The sequence below is a fragment of the Pseudomonas sp. NFACC51 genome (genome assembly GCF_900103575.1).
In the GTDB taxonomy this organism is placed as follows: Bacteria; Pseudomonadota; Gammaproteobacteria; order Pseudomonadales; family Pseudomonadaceae; genus Aquipseudomonas; species Aquipseudomonas fluorescens_Q.
Window position 1 is genome coordinate 450,126 of sequence record NZ_FMXH01000002.1, and the last position, 18,867, is coordinate 468,992.

At 58.2% G+C, this 18,867-nt stretch carries 17 protein-coding genes; 13 read left to right on the forward strand and 4 right to left on the reverse strand.

Annotated elements, in window-relative coordinates; genetic code table 11:
- Positions 1–128 precede the first annotated feature (128 nt).
- The 3 genes from BLT00_RS06000 to BLT00_RS06010 all read left to right on the forward strand — a co-directional run bounded on the left by BLT00_RS06000 (position 129) and on the right by BLT00_RS06010 (position 3,509).
- Positions 129–1,412 carry an MFS transporter gene (locus BLT00_RS06000; RefSeq protein ID WP_170862041.1) on the forward strand — a complete coding sequence of 428 codons (1,284 nt, stop codon included), beginning with the start codon at positions 129–131 and terminating at the stop codon, positions 1,410–1,412.
- A gap of 119 nt (positions 1,413–1,531) precedes the next feature.
- Entirely contained in the window at positions 1,532–2,770 is a 1,239-nt protein-coding gene (locus tag BLT00_RS06005; protein WP_092143335.1) for an OprD family porin, read from the forward strand.
- A 25-nt stretch (positions 2,771–2,795) separates the two neighbouring features.
- Complete coding sequence (locus tag BLT00_RS06010; protein ID WP_175456208.1) at positions 2,796–3,509, forward strand: phosphoglycerate mutase family protein; 714 nt, start codon at positions 2,796–2,798, stop codon at positions 3,507–3,509.
- Here the strand turns inward: BLT00_RS06010 and BLT00_RS06015 are convergent.
- Both BLT00_RS06015 and BLT00_RS06020 read right to left on the reverse strand, forming a co-directional pair.
- Positions 3,498–4,178 carry a class I SAM-dependent methyltransferase gene (locus tag BLT00_RS06015; RefSeq protein ID WP_092143341.1) on the reverse strand — a complete coding sequence of 227 codons (681 nt, stop codon included), beginning with the start codon at positions 4,176–4,178 and terminating at the stop codon, positions 3,498–3,500. The genes BLT00_RS06010 and BLT00_RS06015 overlap by 12 nt on opposite strands.
- Before the next feature lie 63 nt (positions 4,179–4,241).
- A complete protein-coding gene (locus tag BLT00_RS06020; protein WP_072345288.1) occupies positions 4,242–4,871 on the reverse strand; it encodes a LysE family translocator in 630 nt (209 codons plus the stop codon).
- Between the two features lie 155 nt (positions 4,872–5,026).
- On the opposite strand from BLT00_RS06020, the gene BLT00_RS06025 reads away from it, so the two are divergent.
- The 9 genes from BLT00_RS06025 (at position 5,027) to BLT00_RS06065 (ending at position 14,468) form a co-directional block, all read left to right on the forward strand.
- Complete coding sequence (locus BLT00_RS06025) at positions 5,027–6,403, forward strand: XAC2610-related protein (protein ID WP_092143344.1); 1,377 nt, start codon at positions 5,027–5,029, stop codon at positions 6,401–6,403.
- A 199-nt stretch (positions 6,404–6,602) separates the two neighbouring features.
- The gene (locus tag BLT00_RS06030) at positions 6,603–7,457 is read left to right on the forward strand and encodes a MurR/RpiR family transcriptional regulator (RefSeq protein WP_092143349.1); all 855 of its coding nucleotides are present in this window, start codon (positions 6,603–6,605) and stop codon (positions 7,455–7,457) included.
- A gap of 38 nt (positions 7,458–7,495) precedes the next feature.
- Positions 7,496–8,035: a D-alanyl-D-alanine dipeptidase gene (ddpX, locus tag BLT00_RS06035; protein ID WP_092143352.1), complete on the forward strand. Its 540-nt coding sequence runs from the start codon at positions 7,496–7,498 to the stop codon at positions 8,033–8,035.
- Between the two features lie 162 nt (positions 8,036–8,197).
- Positions 8,198–9,778, forward strand: a complete 1,581-nt coding sequence (locus BLT00_RS06040) for an ABC transporter substrate-binding protein (protein ID WP_092143356.1) — start codon at positions 8,198–8,200, stop codon at positions 9,776–9,778.
- A gap of 76 nt (positions 9,779–9,854) precedes the next feature.
- Complete coding sequence (locus BLT00_RS06045; RefSeq protein ID WP_003201952.1) at positions 9,855–10,871, forward strand: ABC transporter permease; 1,017 nt, start codon at positions 9,855–9,857, stop codon at positions 10,869–10,871.
- Position 10,872: 1 nt separating this feature from the next.
- Positions 10,873–11,754 carry a D,D-dipeptide ABC transporter permease gene (gene ddpC, locus BLT00_RS06050; RefSeq protein WP_092143359.1) on the forward strand — a complete coding sequence of 294 codons (882 nt, stop codon included), beginning with the start codon at positions 10,873–10,875 and terminating at the stop codon, positions 11,752–11,754.
- Positions 11,755–11,756: 2 nt separating this feature from the next.
- Positions 11,757–12,746 (forward strand): ABC transporter ATP-binding protein, encoded by a 990-nt coding sequence (locus BLT00_RS06055; RefSeq protein ID WP_092143362.1) that lies wholly within the window; start codon positions 11,757–11,759, stop codon positions 12,744–12,746.
- Positions 12,746–13,714 carry an ABC transporter ATP-binding protein gene (locus BLT00_RS06060; protein WP_092143365.1) on the forward strand — a complete coding sequence of 323 codons (969 nt, stop codon included), beginning with the start codon at positions 12,746–12,748 and terminating at the stop codon, positions 13,712–13,714. Before BLT00_RS06055 ends, BLT00_RS06060 begins: the two co-directional genes overlap by 1 nt.
- Before the next feature lie 220 nt (positions 13,715–13,934).
- Positions 13,935–14,468: a carboxypeptidase-like regulatory domain-containing protein gene (locus BLT00_RS06065; RefSeq protein WP_139197685.1), complete on the forward strand. Its 534-nt coding sequence runs from the start codon at positions 13,935–13,937 to the stop codon at positions 14,466–14,468.
- On the opposite strand, the gene BLT00_RS06070 is transcribed toward BLT00_RS06065, so the two are convergent.
- On the reverse strand, positions 14,463–16,376 hold the full coding sequence (locus BLT00_RS06070; RefSeq protein WP_092143371.1) for an HNH endonuclease family protein: 1,914 nt from the start codon (positions 16,374–16,376) through the stop codon (positions 14,463–14,465). The genes BLT00_RS06065 and BLT00_RS06070 overlap by 6 nt on opposite strands.
- Positions 16,373–17,053, reverse strand: a complete 681-nt coding sequence (locus BLT00_RS06075; protein ID WP_092143374.1) for a peptidoglycan-binding domain-containing protein — start codon at positions 17,051–17,053, stop codon at positions 16,373–16,375. Before BLT00_RS06075 ends, BLT00_RS06070 begins: the two co-directional genes overlap by 4 nt.
- Positions 17,054–17,696: 643 nt before the next feature.
- On the opposite strand from BLT00_RS06075, the gene BLT00_RS06080 reads away from it, so the two are divergent.
- Complete coding sequence (locus tag BLT00_RS06080; RefSeq protein ID WP_063321245.1) at positions 17,697–18,521, forward strand: hypothetical protein; 825 nt, start codon at positions 17,697–17,699, stop codon at positions 18,519–18,521.
- Positions 18,522–18,867: the final 346 nt, after the last annotated feature.

The following is an 18,867-nucleotide window of genomic DNA, read 5'->3' on the forward strand; positions in this document are numbered from 1 at the left end:
CACCAAGAATCCGCTCCACGACGCAGCCACTGCGTCCGCATCCCCAACGACAACGCCTTCACAAAAAAATAACGAGGCGTGTCCGTCATCTTCGCTTGCTGCCGCAGGAACCTCCCATGGAAAAGACCATGACTGACTGCGTAACCACCGGGACAGGGCGCACGGGCCCGTTCAGTTGGTACGGCCCCCTGTCGAAAAATGAAAAACGTACATTCTGGAGCTGCAAGATCGGCTATGCCCTGGACGGCATGGATACACAGATGCTGAGCTTCGTCATCCCGACCCTGATCGCGACCTGGGGGATTTCCAAGGGCGACGCCGGCTTGATTGGCACCTGCACGCTGCTGGCCTCGGCGGCCGGCGGTTGGATCGCCGGGATCCTGTCCGACCGAATCGGCCGGGTACGGACCCTGCAATTGACGGTCCTGTGGTTCGCATTCTTCACCTTCCTGTGTGGGCTGGCGCAGAATTACGAGCAATTACTGGTGGCCCGGACCTTGATGGGCTTTGGCTTCGGCGGTGAATGGACCGCAGGGGCGGTATTGATCGGCGAGGTGATCCGCTCCAAGGACCGTGGCAAAGCGGTGGGCATGGTGCAGGCCGGATGGGCGCTGGGCTGGGGGTTGACGGCGCTGTTGTATGCCGGGCTGTTCAGTTTCCTGCCGCCGGAAGACGCCTGGCGGGCGTTGTTCCTGATTGGCCTGGTGCCGGCGCTGTTTGTGCTGGTGATCCGTCGACTGGTCAAGGAGTCGGACACCTTCGAACATGCGGTGCGGCAGCGCCAGGCCAAGCCGGAACTGGGCTCTCGCTGGGCCTTCTTCGAGATCTTTTCCCCCCGGATGCTCAGCACGACGTTGCGCGCCTCGCTGTTGACCACCGGTGCGCTGGGCGGCTACTACGCCATCACCACGTGGTTGCCGACGTACCTGAAAACCGAGCGCGGCCTGAGTGTGCTCGGTACGGGCGGCTACCTGGCGATGGTCATCGTCGGTTCCTACATCGGCTACGTGACCAGTGCGCTGCTGACCGATGCCATCGGCCGCAAGAAGAATTTCATCCTGTTCGCCGTCGGGTCCATGGCCATCGTCCTGGCCTACACCCAATTGCCAATCGATAACACCTGGATGCTCTGGTTGGGCTTTCCACTGGGTTTCTTCGCCTCGGGCATCTTCGCCGGCATGGGCGCATTCCTGACCGAGCTGTTTCCCACCCGCATGCGCGGGTCGGGGCAGGGCTTTTGCTACAACGCCGGGCGTTCCATCGCGGCGCTGTTCCCATTGTTCATCGGCGCGTTGAGCAACACCTTGCCCATCGGCACCGGGATCGGCGTGTTTGCGGCCGGCGCCTATGGTGTGGTGATCCTGGCAGCATTGAGCCTGCCGGAAACCCGCGGCAGGCAGCTCGAGTCCTGACCACCCGTGACGTCCGCGCACAGCGCGGACGCCGCTACACCCCTTAAAACAACAACCATCGGACGCGATTGCAACGCCCCCGAGAGGGTTCGCTCGCGTCCATAAAAAAGGAGCATGCCATGGGGCATTTCACATCCACCTGGTTTTATACCCCCGCCGGTACGTTGCTGGGCCTGAGCCTGATCGGCGTGCCGAACGCCCAGGCCGACTTCATCGCCGACAGCAAAGGCAGCCTGGAGGCCCGCAACTTCTACTTCAACCGCGACTTCCGCCACGAAGGGGCACGGGACAAGGCTGAAGAATGGGCGCAGGGCTTTCTGCTGCGGATGGAGTCGGGATACACCGCCGGGACCGTGGGTTTCGGCCTCGATGCCTTGGGCATGGCCGGTTTCAAACTGGATTCCGGGGGCGGTACGGCGGGCGCCAACCTGCTGCCAGCGGATCGGTCCGGCGGCTCGCAAGACCGCTATGGCGAACTGGGCCTGACCGCCAAAGTCCGTGTGTCCAACAGCACCTTGAAGTTGGGAACGTTGCAGATCAAGGACCCTGCGGTAAGTTCCAACGACACGCGCCTGTTGCCGGGAACCTTCAAGGGCGGCTTGTTGAGCGTGCAGGAAATCGATCGTTTGAAGCTGACCGCCGGGCAACTCACGCAGATCAATTTTGTCGACTCCACCGATTACCAGGACATGACCGCCAACCGCATCGGCGGCAGCAGCGACAAGTTCCAGTTCGCCGGAGCCGACTATCAGTTCCTGCCGAACCTCACGGCGCAATACCGTTATAGCCTGTTGGAAGACATCTACCAGCAGAACTACCTCGGCTTCGTCCACACCGTGGACCTGGGCGCAGGCCAGTCGTTCAAGAGCGACGTGCGCTATTCGCGCAGCACCGAAGACGGCAGTTTTCGCGAACTCGACAACCAGGCTTTCGGCGCCATGTTCACCTACAGCCTGGCGGGCCATGCGCTGGGCCTGGGCTACCAGCGCATGAGCGGCGACGATCCGTTCCCGTACATCGGACGCAGCGATCCCTACCTGGTCAACTTTGTGCAGATCGGCGACTTCGCCAACATCGACGAGCGTTCCTGGCAAGCGCGCTATGACTACAACTTTGCGGCTGTTGGCGTACCCGGGTTGACCTTCATGACTCGCTACATCACCGGCGACAACGTCCAGCGCAGCGCACCGGGCGAAGGCAAGGAATGGGAGCGCAACACGGATATCGCCTATGTGGTACAGGATGGAACCTTGAAGGGCCTCGGCTTGAAATGGCGCAACGCAACGGTGCGCTCGAATTTTGGCAACGACCTGGATGAGAACCGGTTGATCGTCAGCTACACGATGGCGCTTTGGTAAAGAGATCGCTGGTAAAACCGATCCTGTGGCACAAGAACTGGCTCCCTCGCCACAGGGTCATCACTCCTTGGATAAAAGGAGCATTGCACTCGATCAATGGCGTCGTTGCCTGTATACAGGTGCGCTTCGAAAGGGATTTTCAAGGCAAAACAAGGGAGCTGTCGCTGTGATTTACCTGATACGCCATGCCACGCCGCTGATCGATTACAAGCCCTGCAATGCGCATTCAGCCAAGTTGCTGCTGGATGAATACAATCAGACCTCGTCCATCGATGAGGGTGAAATTGCCGCATTCCTGAGCCAACCGGATTTGTCCCGAGCGCTTTTGGCGACCGAAGCCAACATCATTTCCTCGCCCGTCAACAGAGCCTACGCGACGGCATGCCGGCTATTCGAAGCCACACGTATCCAACAGGATGCTCGACTACGTGAATACGACCTGCGGTTAAGCAGCATTCCTGTCTTGAAAATGGGCGTGAGGCATTGGTTCGCCTTGCACAGGATCCTGTGGTTGCTGGGGATTTCACTGGGGGCCGCCAGCTGGAAAGCCGAACACCAGCGGGCGCTCGGTGTCGCCGATGAGCTTTACAGCAGTTGCGGCGAACCGGGGAAGACCACGATCGTGGTGTCTCACGGCATGTTTCTCAGAACCGTCAGGAAAACCCTGCAAAAGCGCGGGCTGCAGGCGCGCAGGGTGTATCGCTCGGGGTGTTTTACCGTCGAGTCGCTAACGCCATGACGGGGATTGCTCGGCCACCAGCAGTAACGACTGCGGCACCGGGCTTTGTGGGTGCTGAGGTTCCTGCAGGAGCACCAATCGGAAACCGGCCATGTCCAGGGCATTGAGCCAACTGGACAAGGTGCGGAAGTACCACGGCATACGTTGCCATTGGCCTTTGAACCCATCGAAGGTTTCTTCTCGCCAACCGTCCTGATAATCGCCCGCCGCCACGGTCCATGGATGCAGCGTCTGAACCACCAGCGCGCCACCTGGGCTGAGCAGGGCATTCATCGCAGCGAGCAATGGGATGATGTCCTGGTGCAGCAGGGCGAAGTTGGCGCAGATCAGGTCGTAGCCGCTGCCAACGTCCACCTTCTCCTGCACCAGTGCGTCATAGCTTGCCAGATGCACCGGCGAGGAACCCGCCGCCCGGGCCGCTTCGACCAGCGTCGCGTCGCCATCCACACCGACCGCTTCGATGCCCCTATCAGCCAGCGCCCGCAACAGCCAGCCTTCGCCGCAGCCCAGATCGAGCACACGCTCGGGCTGGCGGCTCTGCACCACCAGTAGCATGGCCTGGTCCGTGACCGTCAGCCGGCTTTCGATGGCCCCCGTGCGGATGGCTTCGATCCAGGATTGGGCATTGTGGTGCCAGCTTTGAAGGAGGGCGGTTTCCGAGGACGACATTGATCCAGCTCCGCAATGGATTGGGTAAGCATAGGCCAATCGCTGGCGCAGGGAAGCCAGTGGTCAAAGCGGGCGGTCAAGAAACAACAGGCGTGCGGCCAGCGCTGCCATGACCCCGGCAAAACCATACGTGCCCAGGCGCCTTGAAATCCCGCCGCTTGCCAGCTTCGCCCTGAGCTGAGCGGCGCAAACACCCAACAGCGTATGAAAGACGAGTGCAATCAACGCCAGCAACGCGCCCAGGAAGATCAACTGCACACTGACGCCTCCAGCCTTGACGTTGACGAACTGGGGCAGGAACACCATGAAGAACAGCAGCGCCTTGGGATTCAAGAGGCTGTTGAGGGCGCCTCGGCAGAAGATTTTCCACAGCGAAGCCACCTGGAGCTGGCTATCCTGAGTCGCTGCTGGCGTTCTCAGTGCTTGCCAGGCAAGCCAAAGCAGATAACCAGCCCCGGCCAGGCGCAGGATGTCGAACGCCGGCGCCCAGCTCATCACCAGCGCACCAATGCCCGCGCTGACCATCATCGTCATCAGCACGTCCGAAAAGGAAATGCCAAGGGCGGCGGCAATACCGGCACGCCAACCGTGGGCCAGCGCATGACTGGTGACAAAGGCCATGTTGGGCCCTGGGACGATCAGCAGAAGCACAACAGCAACCACGAACAGGTAGAGATTGGCGGTATCCGGCATGGGGATCACTCCGTGGGGTGAGCCACGACAGTAAGCGAATGACGAGGAGGGCGTCAGTTACAGTCCGGGCCAATCTGATAGCAACAGTCGTTTCTCGCGATGCATCAAGGCAATCGCTAAACTGCTGGCCCGAATTTCAGCAAGGAAGTGGGTGGATGCGTTCGCTCGTCAGCAGTGTGCTTCTTTCCATGACGCTGGTATCCCCGGTCATGGCCGAGCCAAGGGCGTTTTCGGTGAATGATCGCAGCGACCAATATCTGGTCGACGTGTTGTTCCCGGAGCCGCCGGAAGACCCGCATCAACTGGCGCGTGCCTTTATCACCATTCGCGACAACACCACCCACCAAGCCCTGCAGCAATTGCAGACGCCCGCCGGCAATGTGCCCGTGGACCGCAACGGCAAGGTCGATAATTGGTTACTCGGCCCCCAGAGCCTGTTGTACTTCGACGACTTCAACTTCGATGGCCGCCTGGACTTGGCGATTCGTAACGGTAACGATCCCGACGCGAGTTACAAACCGGCGTTCGACGTCTACCTGCAAGACCCGCAGAAAACCCAATGGGTCCTCAATCCTGCGCTGACGGGCCTGGCAAAGGAGGACAGCAAAGGCATGTTCTCCGTCAGCCCGCTGGACGGCGTCCTGCTTTCGCAAACCGACCGCGACTGCTGCTGGACTCGCGCCACCCACTGGAAAATGCGCGGCGATGAGTTGGTCCTGCTTCACTCAGACACCGAGGAGCAAATCCAGCCGACCGAGGAGGGCGAAAATACCAGCATGCCCAGCGGCTACACGCGACGCACCACCGGTGAATTGAAAGATGGCCAGTGGCTCGAACAATCGAGCCTGGAAGGTCCGGAAAAGGAGGATCCAGTGATTCTTGCCGGAACCCTCGACGCCAGGACCCCGGTAGAGCTCTGGTACCAGGTACAGGGAACCGTGATCATTGGCGAGGTGCGCTACACCCAGGCTGGCACAGGCGAAGCGATCAAGCTGCTGGGAACCCGGGAAGACGCCGACGACGATCTCATCAGCCTCCACGAATACGCCGATGACGGTCGTCAAACCGGTACCTGGCGGATCTCCCGGGAAACAGTCGAACCCTACAATCACACCGGCACCTGGGTCAGCGGCATTCAGGGCGACGACAGCAAGTTGGCGATCCTGCTGCACGATGAAGAACGGGAATTGGATGGCGACAAAATCGACGACGTCGACGCTGACCAGCGCAGCGGCCATTACCAGATGCGCCAGGACGCCCTGGGGCGCGACGCCGACCTGGACTTGAAGATCCTGCCGGACCGCGACGCCAACGGAAAAGAAATCGCGGAATTGAGCGTGACCTTGAAGGGCGGCGTGACCGAGCATCACATCGTACCGATGGAAAGCGAAAACCTGATCATCGTGCGCGAGCCGCAAGTCTCCGAGAAAAACGCTCCGTATCACATTCAATTGGTGAAAGGCTTCGCGGTCATTGGGAACAACGCTGGGCCGGATTCGCAGGAGGGGCTGGGGGTGTATTTGAAGCAGTGAACGCAGCCTCCGTTAGGACGCACCGAAACCGCACTTGCCTCCACCTGTACCCAGCTTATTCATCGAGACCCAACACAATCACCGCAGGACGTCTGCTGAAAATAGTCATTGTATTGCTTCGAAATCGAATGTTATTGTTTTAACACGATAGAAATTAATGTCATCGCGGTAACATTTTGCGTTCGGGAGCTCTGAAAACATGGAAAAGAACAGCTTCCTGCAGTTGCTGGAGCGAGAGTTCTCCAACCTGACCCCGACTGGCAAGCGGATCGCCAGTTATCTGTTGGGTAACCCAGAACAGCTTCCGTTCGAGTCGGCCGATAGCATCGCGCAGCAGACCTCCACCACTGGGATTTCCGTAGGGCGTTTTTTTCGATCCCTTGGTTACCAGAACATCGATGAAATCAAACAGAGCCTGCGCGTTGAAACACCCACGTCGTGGCTTATCACTGATCGCATCGGCGCCTTTCGTGCCGAAAGCAATCAGCAAGATGCTCTTGATCGTTCCCTGAGTCGTGAGATCGAGGCCATTCGGTATGTCTACGGTCTAGCGCGCAGCGACGCCTTCGCCGATATCGTGCAACGTATCTACGAAGCCGATGCAGTGTTCATTCTCGGCATTCAGTCCACTCGAGGGATTCTCACAGCGTTCCATAGCCATCTTGAGTACATCCGGCCCAAGGTCTACTACGTCGATGGTCTGTCCGGCATCTACGCAGAAACCCTGAACTCCGGCTTTGCCAATCCCTACGCAATCATTGCGGATTTCCGCGCTTATTCCAGCGTGACTCAGACTTTCTGCGACGCGGCCATAGATAACAACCTCCCATTGGCCCTGATCACCGACCTGCAATGCCCCTGGGCCAGGGACTACCCACTTGACCTCTTGCAACTGAAAACCGATGTCGGGCAGTTCTGGGATTCGCCTGCGCCATTGGCCTGCCTGTTAAATCTCATCGTGTCGGCCGTCGCTGAGAAATACGGGGATCGGCTCGATGAGCGCTTGGCCAAGAACCGTCAATTGCAAAAAGCTTTCGGTCAGTTCGAAGGCTGATCCTCATCGTCCCACCGAATCCCAACTGGAGTATTGGCGTGAACAACAGCCCCCTTGTAGAGATCGATGCCCAGCGCTACCAGCTGCAAATCGATTTGATCTACGCCGGTGCAGACAACCTGGCAGGAAGAGTGATTTATCCAAATGCGCGTTGCCTGTTACATCACCAGGCTGCCGACTGTTTGTCCAAGGCCAGTCAGCTCGCGCGTCAGGCCGGCCTTACCCTTCGCATCTATGACGCCTATCGGCCGCCTTACGCTCAGTACCTGTTGTGGGACGCACTGCCAAACAACGACTACGTGCGTGACCCACATTTGGGCTCCCATCACAGCCGTGGTGTGGCGGTGGATCTGACACTGGTCGGTGCTGATGGCGAACCGCTGGATATGGGCACTGAATTCGACGCAATGGAAGAGAAATCCCACCAGTTCCATCCCGGCTTGCCAGTAGACGTGCAACGCAATCGATTGCTGCTGGTGGGGATCATGCTCGCCGCCGGCTTCCAGGCGATTGCTACCGAGTGGTGGCATTACGAACTTCCGAATGCCGACGATTACCCCTTGCTGGAAGACGTTTAAAACCACTGATTCACCAACAGATAGCACCGCGCAGCCCACGCTCGGTGCGGCTGATAACAATAACAAGACAGCGTTACTTACGTTTCACCTGCAACTGCCCGGTTATAGCTTTTATAAAAAACCTGACGTACTTCCCTCTATCGAATGATCAAGGAAACCGGCATGAACCCAATGAACACCGTGACCAGCAAAACCTTTCCCGGCGCCGGCAAGCTATTGCTGAGCATTTTGTGCAGTGCATTGAGCCTTGGCGCCTGGCAGGCCGCGACAGCGGCTGTACCACAAGACACCCTGGTCATCGGCAAACCCGCTGACCCCCAGACCCTCGACCCGGCCGTGACCTTCGATAACAACGACTGGACCATTACCTACCCGTCGTACCAGCGCCTGGTCGGCTACAAGGTCGAAGGCGACAAAAGCAGCACCGAAGTTCAGGGTGACCTGGCCGAGAGTTGGACCGTTTCTCCGGACGATCTGGTCTGGGAATTCAAAATCAAACCTGGTAACAAATTTGACGACGGCGCCCCTGTAGATGCCGCCGCGGTGAAGTTTTCCTTTGATCGCTTGATGACGCTCAAGCAGGGACCTTCCGGTGCATTTCCGGAGGACATGGTGGTCGCGGTTGTCGACCCGCAGACTATCCGGTTCACCCTGAAGACGCCTTTCTCGCCGTTCCTGTTTACCCTGGCCCACAATGGCGCGTCGATCATCAACCCCGCAGTGGTCAATAAAAGCGCGGACGTCAATGCCTGGCTGTCGAGCCACACCGCAGGCTCCGGTCCCTTCCGCTTGAGCAACTGGCAAAAAGGCCAGTCGTTGACCATGGAGCCCAACACCTACTTCGCCGGCCCCAAACCTGCGCTGAAAACCGTGGTCATCAAAATCATCGGTGAGCCCTCCGTGCGTCGTCTGCAATTGGAGCGGGGTGACCTGGACATCATCGAAGACATGCCCGAAGACCAGCTCGGCGTTCTTGCCAGCAAGCCCGGCGTGGCGGTGAAGGAGTTCCCGTCGCTACGGGTCACCTATCTCTACCTGAACAACAAAAAAGGCCCACTGACCAGCGTCGATGCACGTCGCGCGATCACCGAAGCGGTGGACTACAACGGCATCGTCAAAGGCATTCTCAGGGACAAGGCCAAGCTCCTGAACGGGCCAATCCCGGACGGCATGTGGGCGTATGACAGCTCCTTGCCGCCGATGAAGCAGGACATGGCAGCCGCCAAGGAAAGCCTCGCGAAAACGTCGCAGAAAATCACCAACCTCAGCTACATGTATTCGGACAAGGATCCTAACTGGGAACCGATCGGCCTGACCCTGCAAGCTGCATTGGCGCCACTGGGCATCAACCTCAAGCTGGAAAAGCTAGCCAACGCCACGCTGCGTGAGCGCGTCGGCCAGGCGGACTACGACATCGCGGTCGGTGCCTGGAGCCCGGACTTTGCCGACCCGTACATGTTCATGAACTTCTGGTTCGACTCCAAGATGCAGGGCCTGCAGGGCAACCGCTCGTTCTATAGCAACCCGCAAGTCGACAAATTGATTCGAGAAGCCGCCGCTAATAGCGACACCACGAAGCGCGTCGAGCTGTACCAGAGCGCGCAGAAAATGGTGCTCAAGGACAGCGTCTACGCCTACCTCTACCAGAAGAGCTACACCTTGCCGATGCGTGATTCGGTCAAGGGTTACGTGTTCAACCCCATGCTCGAACAGGTGTTCAACTTGGGCAGTATGAGCAAGTAAACCGACTCCCTCGCGCTGGCCATTCGTGGCTGGCGCGGCTTCTGATTTTCGTCGCGGGTGTTACCGAGGTGCCAAAATGGCCTTCCTGACTTTGTTGCGCAAGCGCCTGCTCGGCCTGTTGCTGGTCGTGTTCGGCGTTTCGCTGATTACCTTTGCAATTTCGCATCTGATCCCGGGTGATCCTGCTCGATTGATCGCTGGCGACCGGGCCAGTGATGCACTGGTGGCCGGTATACGTCATCAACTGGGATTGGATCTGCCGCTGTATCAACAATACGGTCGTTACCTGATGGACCTGGTGCAGGGAGACCTGGGAACCTCGATACGCACCAGCCGTCCCGTTCTGGAAGACCTGCAGACGTTCTTCCCGGCGACACTGGAGCTGGCGCTGGTAGCGCTGGTGCTTGCGATCCTGGCCGGCGTGCCGCTTGGCGTGCTGTCAGCGGTTTATCACAATCGGGCGATTGACCAGATCGCCCGCACGCTTGCAGTCACCGGAATTTCAACGCCGGCCTTTTGGCTCGGCCTGGGCGCAATCGTTCTGTTCTACGGGCATCTGGGTTGGTTGCCGGGAGGAGGGCGGCTGTCCGAAGGGCTTGCTCCGCCGCCGACAATCAGTGGTTTTTATCTGCTCGACTCGCTGCTCGCCGGTGAGGGCGCGCTGTTTCTCGATGCCGTCGAGCATCTGATTCTGCCGGCGGCGACCCTGGGATTCGTGACCTTGGGCGTCGTCGCCCGGCAGATTCGTTCAGCCATGCTTGATCAACTCGGCGAAGACTATATCCGCACCGCCCGCGCCTACGGCTTGTCGCGATGGACTGTGATCCTGCGCCACGCACTGCCTAACGCGCTCATTCCTTCGGTGACAGTCCTGGGGCTGACCCTCGGAGATTTGCTGTATGGCGCGGTGCTGACCGAAACGGTCTTCGCCTGGCCCGGCATGGGCGCCTATGTCGTCAAGTCGATCCAGTCGCTGGACTTCCCGGCGGTGATGGGCTTCGCCATTCTGGTTTCGTTCATCTATGTGCTGCTGAACATGGCCATCGACATTGTGTACCGCGTGATCGACCCACGCATCGGCGAGGTAAGTTGAAATGTCCGCTACCCTGATGGCCACGCGCCGCCCGCGCTGGAACGAAAAAATCGCCTATCTGACCTACCGCGTCCGCCGCAGTCCGCTGACCATGGCGGGCCTGGCGATCACCTGTGTCGTCTTGCTGTGCATGATCTTCGCCCCTTGGCTCGCCAGTCACGACCCCAACGCGCTGAACTTGGCCGAACGCCTGACGCCGCCATCCAGCACCCATTGGTTCGGCACCGACGAAGTCGGTCGCGACCTGTTCAGCCGCGTGCTGTTCGGTAGCCAGCAGTCGGTGGGTGTCGGTCTGTTCGTGGCTTTTGCATCCTGTTTTATCGGCGGGTTGCTGGGGTGCTTTTCCGGGGTCATCGGTGGTCGTTTCGACGCATTGATCATGCGCCTGATGGACATCATGCTGTCGGTGCCCTCGCTGGTGCTGATCATGGCCTTGGCGGCTGCGTTGGGGGCGAGCCTGTTCAACGCGATGCTGGCGATTACGCTTGTACGAATTCCGTCCTATGTCCGGCTAGCCCGCGGCCAAGCCTTGAGCATCCGCGAGATGGGTTATGTCAAGGCCGCCCAAACCTTCGGGGCAGGGCGCTGGCACCTGGTGCACTGGCACGTGGCGCGCAACGCAATGCCGCCATTGCTGGTGCAACTGAGCCTGGATATCGGCAGCGCGATCCTCATGGCTTCGGCCCTGGGCTTTATCGGCCTGGGAGCGCAGCAGCCTACGGCCGAGTGGGGCGCGATGGTCGCCACCGGGCGCAACTACATCCTCGATAACTGGTGGTATTCGACCTTTCCAGGCCTGGCGATTCTGATCACGGCCACCGGGTTCAACTTGCTGGGCGATGGCGTACGCGATCTGCTCGATCCACGGCAACAGGGGAAGTGACCATGCAGACGTCGAGTCCAGTATTGTCCATCGACAACCTGAGCCTGGAATTCCCGGCTTACAAGAACAACGTCAAAGCGCTGAACGGCGTGTCGCTGCATGTCAATCCCGGGGAAATCGTCGGCGTCGTCGGCGAGTCCGGATCGGGCAAGTCGGTCACGGCCATGCTCAGCATGCGGTTGTTGCCCGAGCGCAGCTATCGCATCACCGCCGGCAGCTTGAGCATGCTCGGTCGTGACATGCTGGCAGCGCCTGAAAAAGAGTTACTGACGATTCGTGGGCGCGATGCCGCGATGATTTTCCAGGAGCCGATGACCGCCTTGAACCCGACCCGGCGCATCGGTAGGCAAATGCTCGATGTGATCATTCATCACCAGAAGATCAGCGTCGCCCAAGCCCGTCTCAAGGCGATCGCACTGTTGCGCGACATGCACATCGCCAGTCCGGAACAGGTATTGGAGAGCTATCCTTTCGAGCTGTCTGGCGGCATGCGCCAGCGGGTGATGATCGCGCTGGCGTTCTCCTGCGAACCCCAATTGCTGATTGCCGACGAGCCGACAACGGCCCTCGACGTGACCGTGCAACGCCAGGTGCTGTTGCTGTTGCGAGAAAAAGCCAGGCAGCGGGGCACGGCCATCTTGCTCATCACCCATGACATGGCATTGGTTTCGCAGTTCTGCGACCGGGTCTACGTCATGTACACAGGGGCAGTGGTCGAGGAGGGTCGCACGGCCGATGTCATGGGAAATCCACAACATCCCTATACGCAAGGTTTGCTCAATGGTCTGCCGGAAATGGTCGAGCCGGGCCAGCCGCTGCTGACCATTCCCGGTCAGGTGCCGAACCTGGCCTCTTTGCCCGTGGGCTGTACTTTTCAGGAGCGGTGTACATACGCCATGCCGGTTTGTAGCAAGCGCCCGAATCTCAACACTATCAACGGTAATGACCAACGTAAAAGCGCGTGCTGGTTACCGGTCAAGGAGCTTTCGTGATGAACAGTGCCGTCTTTCAACCCATCACCCAAATGGCTCCCACGATTCTTCAACTTGACGATGTTCACGTTCGTTTCCCCGTGAGCAATGACTGGTTGGGGCGACCGCGTGGATATGCCCACGCCTTGAACGGCATTGATCTTCAGGTGCGGGCAGGCGAGACCCTGGGGGTTGTCGGCGAGTCAGGTTGCGGCAAGAGCACCTTGGCCCAGCTGTTGATGGGCCTGCTGCCGCCCAGCAGCGGGGAGATGAATTGGGCCAATCGCAGCGGCGAAGGTCGCAGGAACGCTCAGATTGTTTTCCAGGATCCACAGTCGTCCCTTGATCCGCGTCTGCCTATCTGGAGAATCATCACCGAGCCGTTATACGCCCGAGGCCATGTCAGCCATGCGCAGATGCGCGATGTAGCCGCCAGGGTCGCGGCCCAAGTCGGCATCCGCCCGGAATATCTGGACCGCTTCGCGCATCAGTTTTCCGGTGGGCAGCGTCAACGCATCGCCATCGCCCGAGCCCTTTCGTCAGACCCGGATATCATTGTCCTGGACGAGCCCACATCGGCGCTGGACATCTCGGTTCAGGCGCAGATTCTCAACCTGCTGGCAGAGCTGCAAAGTGCCCGCAATCTGACTTACATCCTGATTTCTCACAACGTATCCGTGGTGCGTCATATGGCTAATCGGGTAGCGGTGATGTACTTGGGGCAAATCGTTGAACTGGGTAGCGTGGCTCAAGTGCTCGATCAGCCACGTCACCCCTATACCCGTTTGTTGCTCGAGGCGGTACCACGACTGGGCGTGCCACTGCACGACGAGCAAGTCGCGGCGCCGACCGAATTACCAGGGAACCGCCGACTACCGAGCGGCTGCTTCTTCCGCGAACGGTGCAGTCTATGCACCACTGGCTGCGAGAAGCCTCAGGCCTTGCTGGGCGATGAGCTGCAGCGTGTGCGATGTCATTTACAGGATTGAGTCACTGACTTCGCAGTTTTCGCACCGGACTTATCAGTGGCCTGTAGCAGGGTCTCCATGATAATCATCTAGACTGCTCCTTCATCCTCCTGCCCAGGACTGGCAGCCTATGCGGATATGTTTTTTTGACGGGGCTGATCGCATCGAACTGGGCTCTCGATCCAGCTTTGCTGACGGTCCGTCCATGCAGCAAGGGGGGAGCGGGGCGACCAGGATCGAAATGCGTGAACCGTGGCAGGCCGACAGTTTTATTCACCGACATTTTGCCGGAGCCGATCAGATACACCGTTTGCGCGCGCTGTTATCCGCCCAGGAGTCTCTGGTCCATCTGCTGGATGATCGCGAAGTTCGCCGTCAGGTCGCCAGCAAACTATGGTGCGGGGAGCTGTGTGCTTACGTTTATCCATACCAACGGCCGATGCCCGTTCGCGTACCGGCCTCGGTCGCTGTAGAAGAGGTCGTTGCGCCGGTGTCCGCCGCAGCCCGCAGGCGTCTGCCAGTAAAAGCCTCTTCCGAATCTGCCAGTCGACCTGAGCCGGTGGTACTGACATTCGTGGAGATCGAGTTGTTGGATATGCAGGGGCAGCCCGTTGCCGGGGAATCCTATGTCATTGCATTACCAAACGGGACCCAGCACAGCGGTGTGCTTGACGCGTTCGGACGGGCGAGGGTGGATGGCCTTGATCCGGGCAACTGTCAGGTGACGTTTCCGGAATTGGATCAGCGTGCGGTGGAGCGCTGGAAGGGCTCATGAATTGGACTTGAGACGGATATGTTGCCACGCGGCGTCCAAATTCTGGGGCATGCCGGCGCGTTTGCGCAGCCCGGTGGCCTTGGGCGTGATCCAGGGTTTTGGTGGGGCTGGCAACGGAAATGGCATCACTGTTTCGGGAATATTGCCTATTTTCAGTTTAGCGACGGCCTCGGCAATTTCCTTCAGTGTGACGCGCATGCTGCTGGTGCTGTTGCTCACATCTTCGTTTGCGCAGGCCTGGCACCGACGGTCGAGCTCAGCGGTAAGTTGCTCACCAGCCTGACCGATCTTGACCACTTCGTCGCACCAGGGCGCTGTCTGATTCAAGCTTCGATTCAGGGTGAACGCTTGTGTCGCATGGTTGAGTCTGCCGACGATCTGGTTGCAATGGACAGTGAGGTCTTCTGCGAGATCCGGCCCATATTCCGTCAGGTTCTGGTTCATCGTGTCCATCGCGCTGCTCCATGTATCCTTGTCGCACTCATAGGTTTCCAGGGCATTCCAGACATCAAGGACATCGCGCTCGTGGCTCAGAAAAGCAGTGACAAAAGCCGGGTCGTGACGGGGATAGCCTCTTTGGTCCTTGTAAAATTTGGCGTGCAGAGCCATGACCTTTGCCAGGCGGTCCCGGCAGACGTATTCGATGTGCGTTTGCTCAAATCCGGCATTCCATAACGGGGCATACGCACCAAGGGTGTCACGCGACGCTTTCAGCGCCTCCATGTCCGCTTCGTAGGTAGCCAGGATGACCGCATGCAGGCCGAGCCGGGGAAGTTCGTGGACGCTGCGGGTGGCCGGGGCATTCCCGCTTTGTGCGGCCTGCAGTTGAGTGATGTGCTCGCGTGACTGAAGCACGTGTCTGGTCAGCTCCAGGCTCCAGCAGGCAAGGGCATCCATCGCCAAAGCCGAGAACGGCGCCTGGGGCGTCGTCGAGTAGTACAAGAACTCGATGGCCGAGCGGGTTTGATCCTCCGACACGGGGTAAGCGGTGTAGCGTTTCACTTTGTCGCGCAATGTTGGCACCGTCAGGGTCTTGAACCACTCGTCTCCACGCTGCCATTTCAGGAACTCGATCGTTAGGTCGAGGTTGTGGGTCATCTCCAGAAACACGCCTCGCAACATTGCCAGGTGCCGCATGCGGGCGAACACAAGCTCCTTGCGGTTCAGGCCGAGAACAAGAATGTTCTTGCCACCCCTGTCGCTCGTGGGCTGCATTTGTTGGTTAAGGTCGTCGAGAGGAGCGGGGACGGCTTCTCCCGTCTCTGAATCGAAGCTGATGTGTTCGCGCGGATTCTCGGTGACAGGATTGATCAACACCGGCCTTTCGGCATTGCTCGGGTTGTTCCATGCGTCGTGTCGCGGTGGACCCAAACGACCCCATTCGTTAATGGCTGCCCAGAACTCGTCCTCGGTGTCGAAGTCTTCCAGGCGCGGCGGTGGGGTCGTCAGGTTGTCCGGTATCACGTCGAAGTAGTTTTTCTTGTAGGTCTCATTGCACTCCTTGCATGACCACAAGTGGTTGCTCCAGTCATAAACGTATTGAAAATAGCCGAGGTTATCGAGTGCCTGGGCGCCCACGGGGACGAAACCGTCGTGGCGTTTTTTCGGCCGAAAGTGCTCGACATCCCCGCCTGCGGTGCTCATGAAGCGCGCCTCGCAAAAGGCACACTTGCCATATTGGTCCACCTTCAGCAGCGCCTTGGCGTGAGGCGGCTTGTACTGATCGTCGTCGATGACGATCTTCACCGCGCCTTTTGGAACACTTTTTGTTTTGGCGGTGTTGGTGCCTTTGGTGCAGAGGACCACCATGGCGCCAGCCTGGACAGCTTCCTGGATGCCTTTTTGCATCTCAGCATGCGAGCGCTGTAGCGCGGGAGGGGCCGTTGGCGTTTTGTGAACCTGGATCACAGGGAGGCCTCTCCATGGTAGCCGTGGAGCGTCGCGCGTACGGCATTGCTCAGCAACTCATCGTCGTCAGGCAACCCGGCCTGCATCTTGAAAGCACCGATGGCCACCCGGGTCGCGTCATTCATCTGGCCATCGCATTCGCCGCTGAAGTAGCCGAGACCACGCAAGCGTTGTTGCACGCCCTTGAGGGTGCTGATCGGGTCGAGCGCGCGAAGCCTCAATGGATAGTCGCGGGAGAAGCCGTCAAAGGTTACGCGTACAGTGATGTCATCGGCGGTTGGCTCGAGCGGCCAGACAATATCGCCGTTCGCTTCAGCCGTGCCACGCCCCAGCAGCGTGTCACCACGCAGTACTTCAAAGTGGCGCGCCAGGCCTTGTCCGGCGAGCGCATAAGGACGAAACCGAAGCAAGGCAGGCGTGTTCAGCACGCGGAAAGTGTGCCTTCGCCCGGTGGCGTTCTGTTCGAAGGTCGCTTTCGTGCGCGGGGGAACGAACAATAAATCCCCCGACGCGAGCGTCGTCCCGTCCGGGTGTTGCTGGCGCAGGTTGGCATTGCGTGGGTGATCCCAAAGTGTCGAGCGCGCATGTCCGTAAGCGTAGGCCACGCTGTCGACGCTTTCGGCGGCTCCCAGTGCCAGGACGATGCCGTCACCGCCAGGGTCCGATCTGGCATTCATACTGTCTATCCTTGTATGTCGCACTAAGGTCGTGTGTAGGAAATCGCACCCATTCAGCAGGCGATTTAAACCTTAGTACGTTATTTGCCTTTTTGGGAACACGGAGAACTTGGCGACAGTTGGTTGAGGGATATCGATGACGTCACGGTACAGCATTGAATTGAGAGGATGAGATTGGCTTCAAATCCAGCCATCAATGGGGGGCGTGGGAATATCTGTGAGTACACATAATGTATATTATGTTAAACAACGTATGGGTAGATGTTTACTCCTTCACCTGAGCCGTCTGCCTCCTATCACCCCCCCTCAGCTCGAAACCAGAACGATTAAGCATCAATAGCTACCAAATCCACATGTGGCCGTTGCGAATTGAAGCGTTCGCGAAACTAGTAGAAATGCACTCAAGCTTCCCTGGAACCCGCGTCAGCCGTAGCACCATTCGCCAAACGGCTCCTAAACGACGCTCACCTCTCGACCCTCAAAACTCACGCACGCACACCCAAAAACGCCCACCTCTGCGGCCATCTCAACCAACGTTGAGGCGTTTAGCATTCATGTCATGTTTCTGAAACAACAGAAACATATGCGTACTCCGTGTGTGTACCACGCTAAAATAAGCAGACAACCTTGGTAGGAAATACCCGTGAGCAACTCTGACAACCGATTTGACTACGAAGCGTATACCGCTTCAAAAAACGAGCTCCGCAAACTCATCGAAAATGATTTTGCGGAGGTGATCGCCCTTGTCAATAAATGCGATCATCTCATTCTGGACTCCATCGAAGACCTGGGCTCTACTGAAGCACTTACAGCCGCCGTTCACGCTCATTCCCTTTTTGTGGCAGCCTATGACCTAGCGAGCGCCGGCCATTTTTCGGCATTATTTCCACTGTTTAGAACCGCGATGGAATCAGCCATTTATGGCTACCTATTTAACCGCGAAGAAGGCCTAGTCGAAAAATGGCGGAATCGACACACTTCAGATGCTGATTTCAATGCCAGCAAACAAGCATTTACAGCAGCAATTAAAAGATTCAGAGGTTACATCCAAGAGCACGACGAAAACTCCAATGACACCCCATATGAACACCATATATTCAGCCTTTATGACGCTGCCATTGACTTTGGTGCACACCCGAACCCAATTGCACTCACAAACAATACGTCTGTAGTGGTAGAGCCTCAGCAGCTAAAAGTCAGCTATGAATACCTGCGCAGGAACAAAATAGGAATACTACAGGGGCTTTATGCATGCATTGATTACGCACTGGCAATCGCTGAAATTAATCATCTTTCCCGAATGCTAGTCAACCCAGAGCTGCCCGGACTCGACGCCACTTTTCTAGCTACATTTAATGAAAATAATGCATTAGCTGACAGGCTAAATGGACAACCTATCGGCTTTGACAACCGGTACTACAAGCGCATAAATCCTTTCGTACGAAAGCCTTCAGACGAGAAAGAGTAGCCAATTGAACCGGCGCATACCGGGATTGGGATCATCCCATCCTGGTTGCTGCTTTTCCCTCCAGGAGACATTATCTTGGGTGGATGCCATCGACTGACAAATCCTCCCCTCCCCAGAGATTGCCAAAGCGAGCGTCATTGAAGCAGGCTGGCTGAAGGCAGACGAGATTGTCGTGCTCTGAGAGGTGTAAGAAGTTGAGCAGTGTGGGGCACACTCCACTATGGTCTCGCTAGCTTGTTCCATGCGGTGTTTGCGACATCTCTTGTCATAGAGTCTAAATGGGTGTAACCGTCCGCCCAGCACCCTCTCCTGACAGCCCTCCAAATTGGCCAAGATAGTGGACACC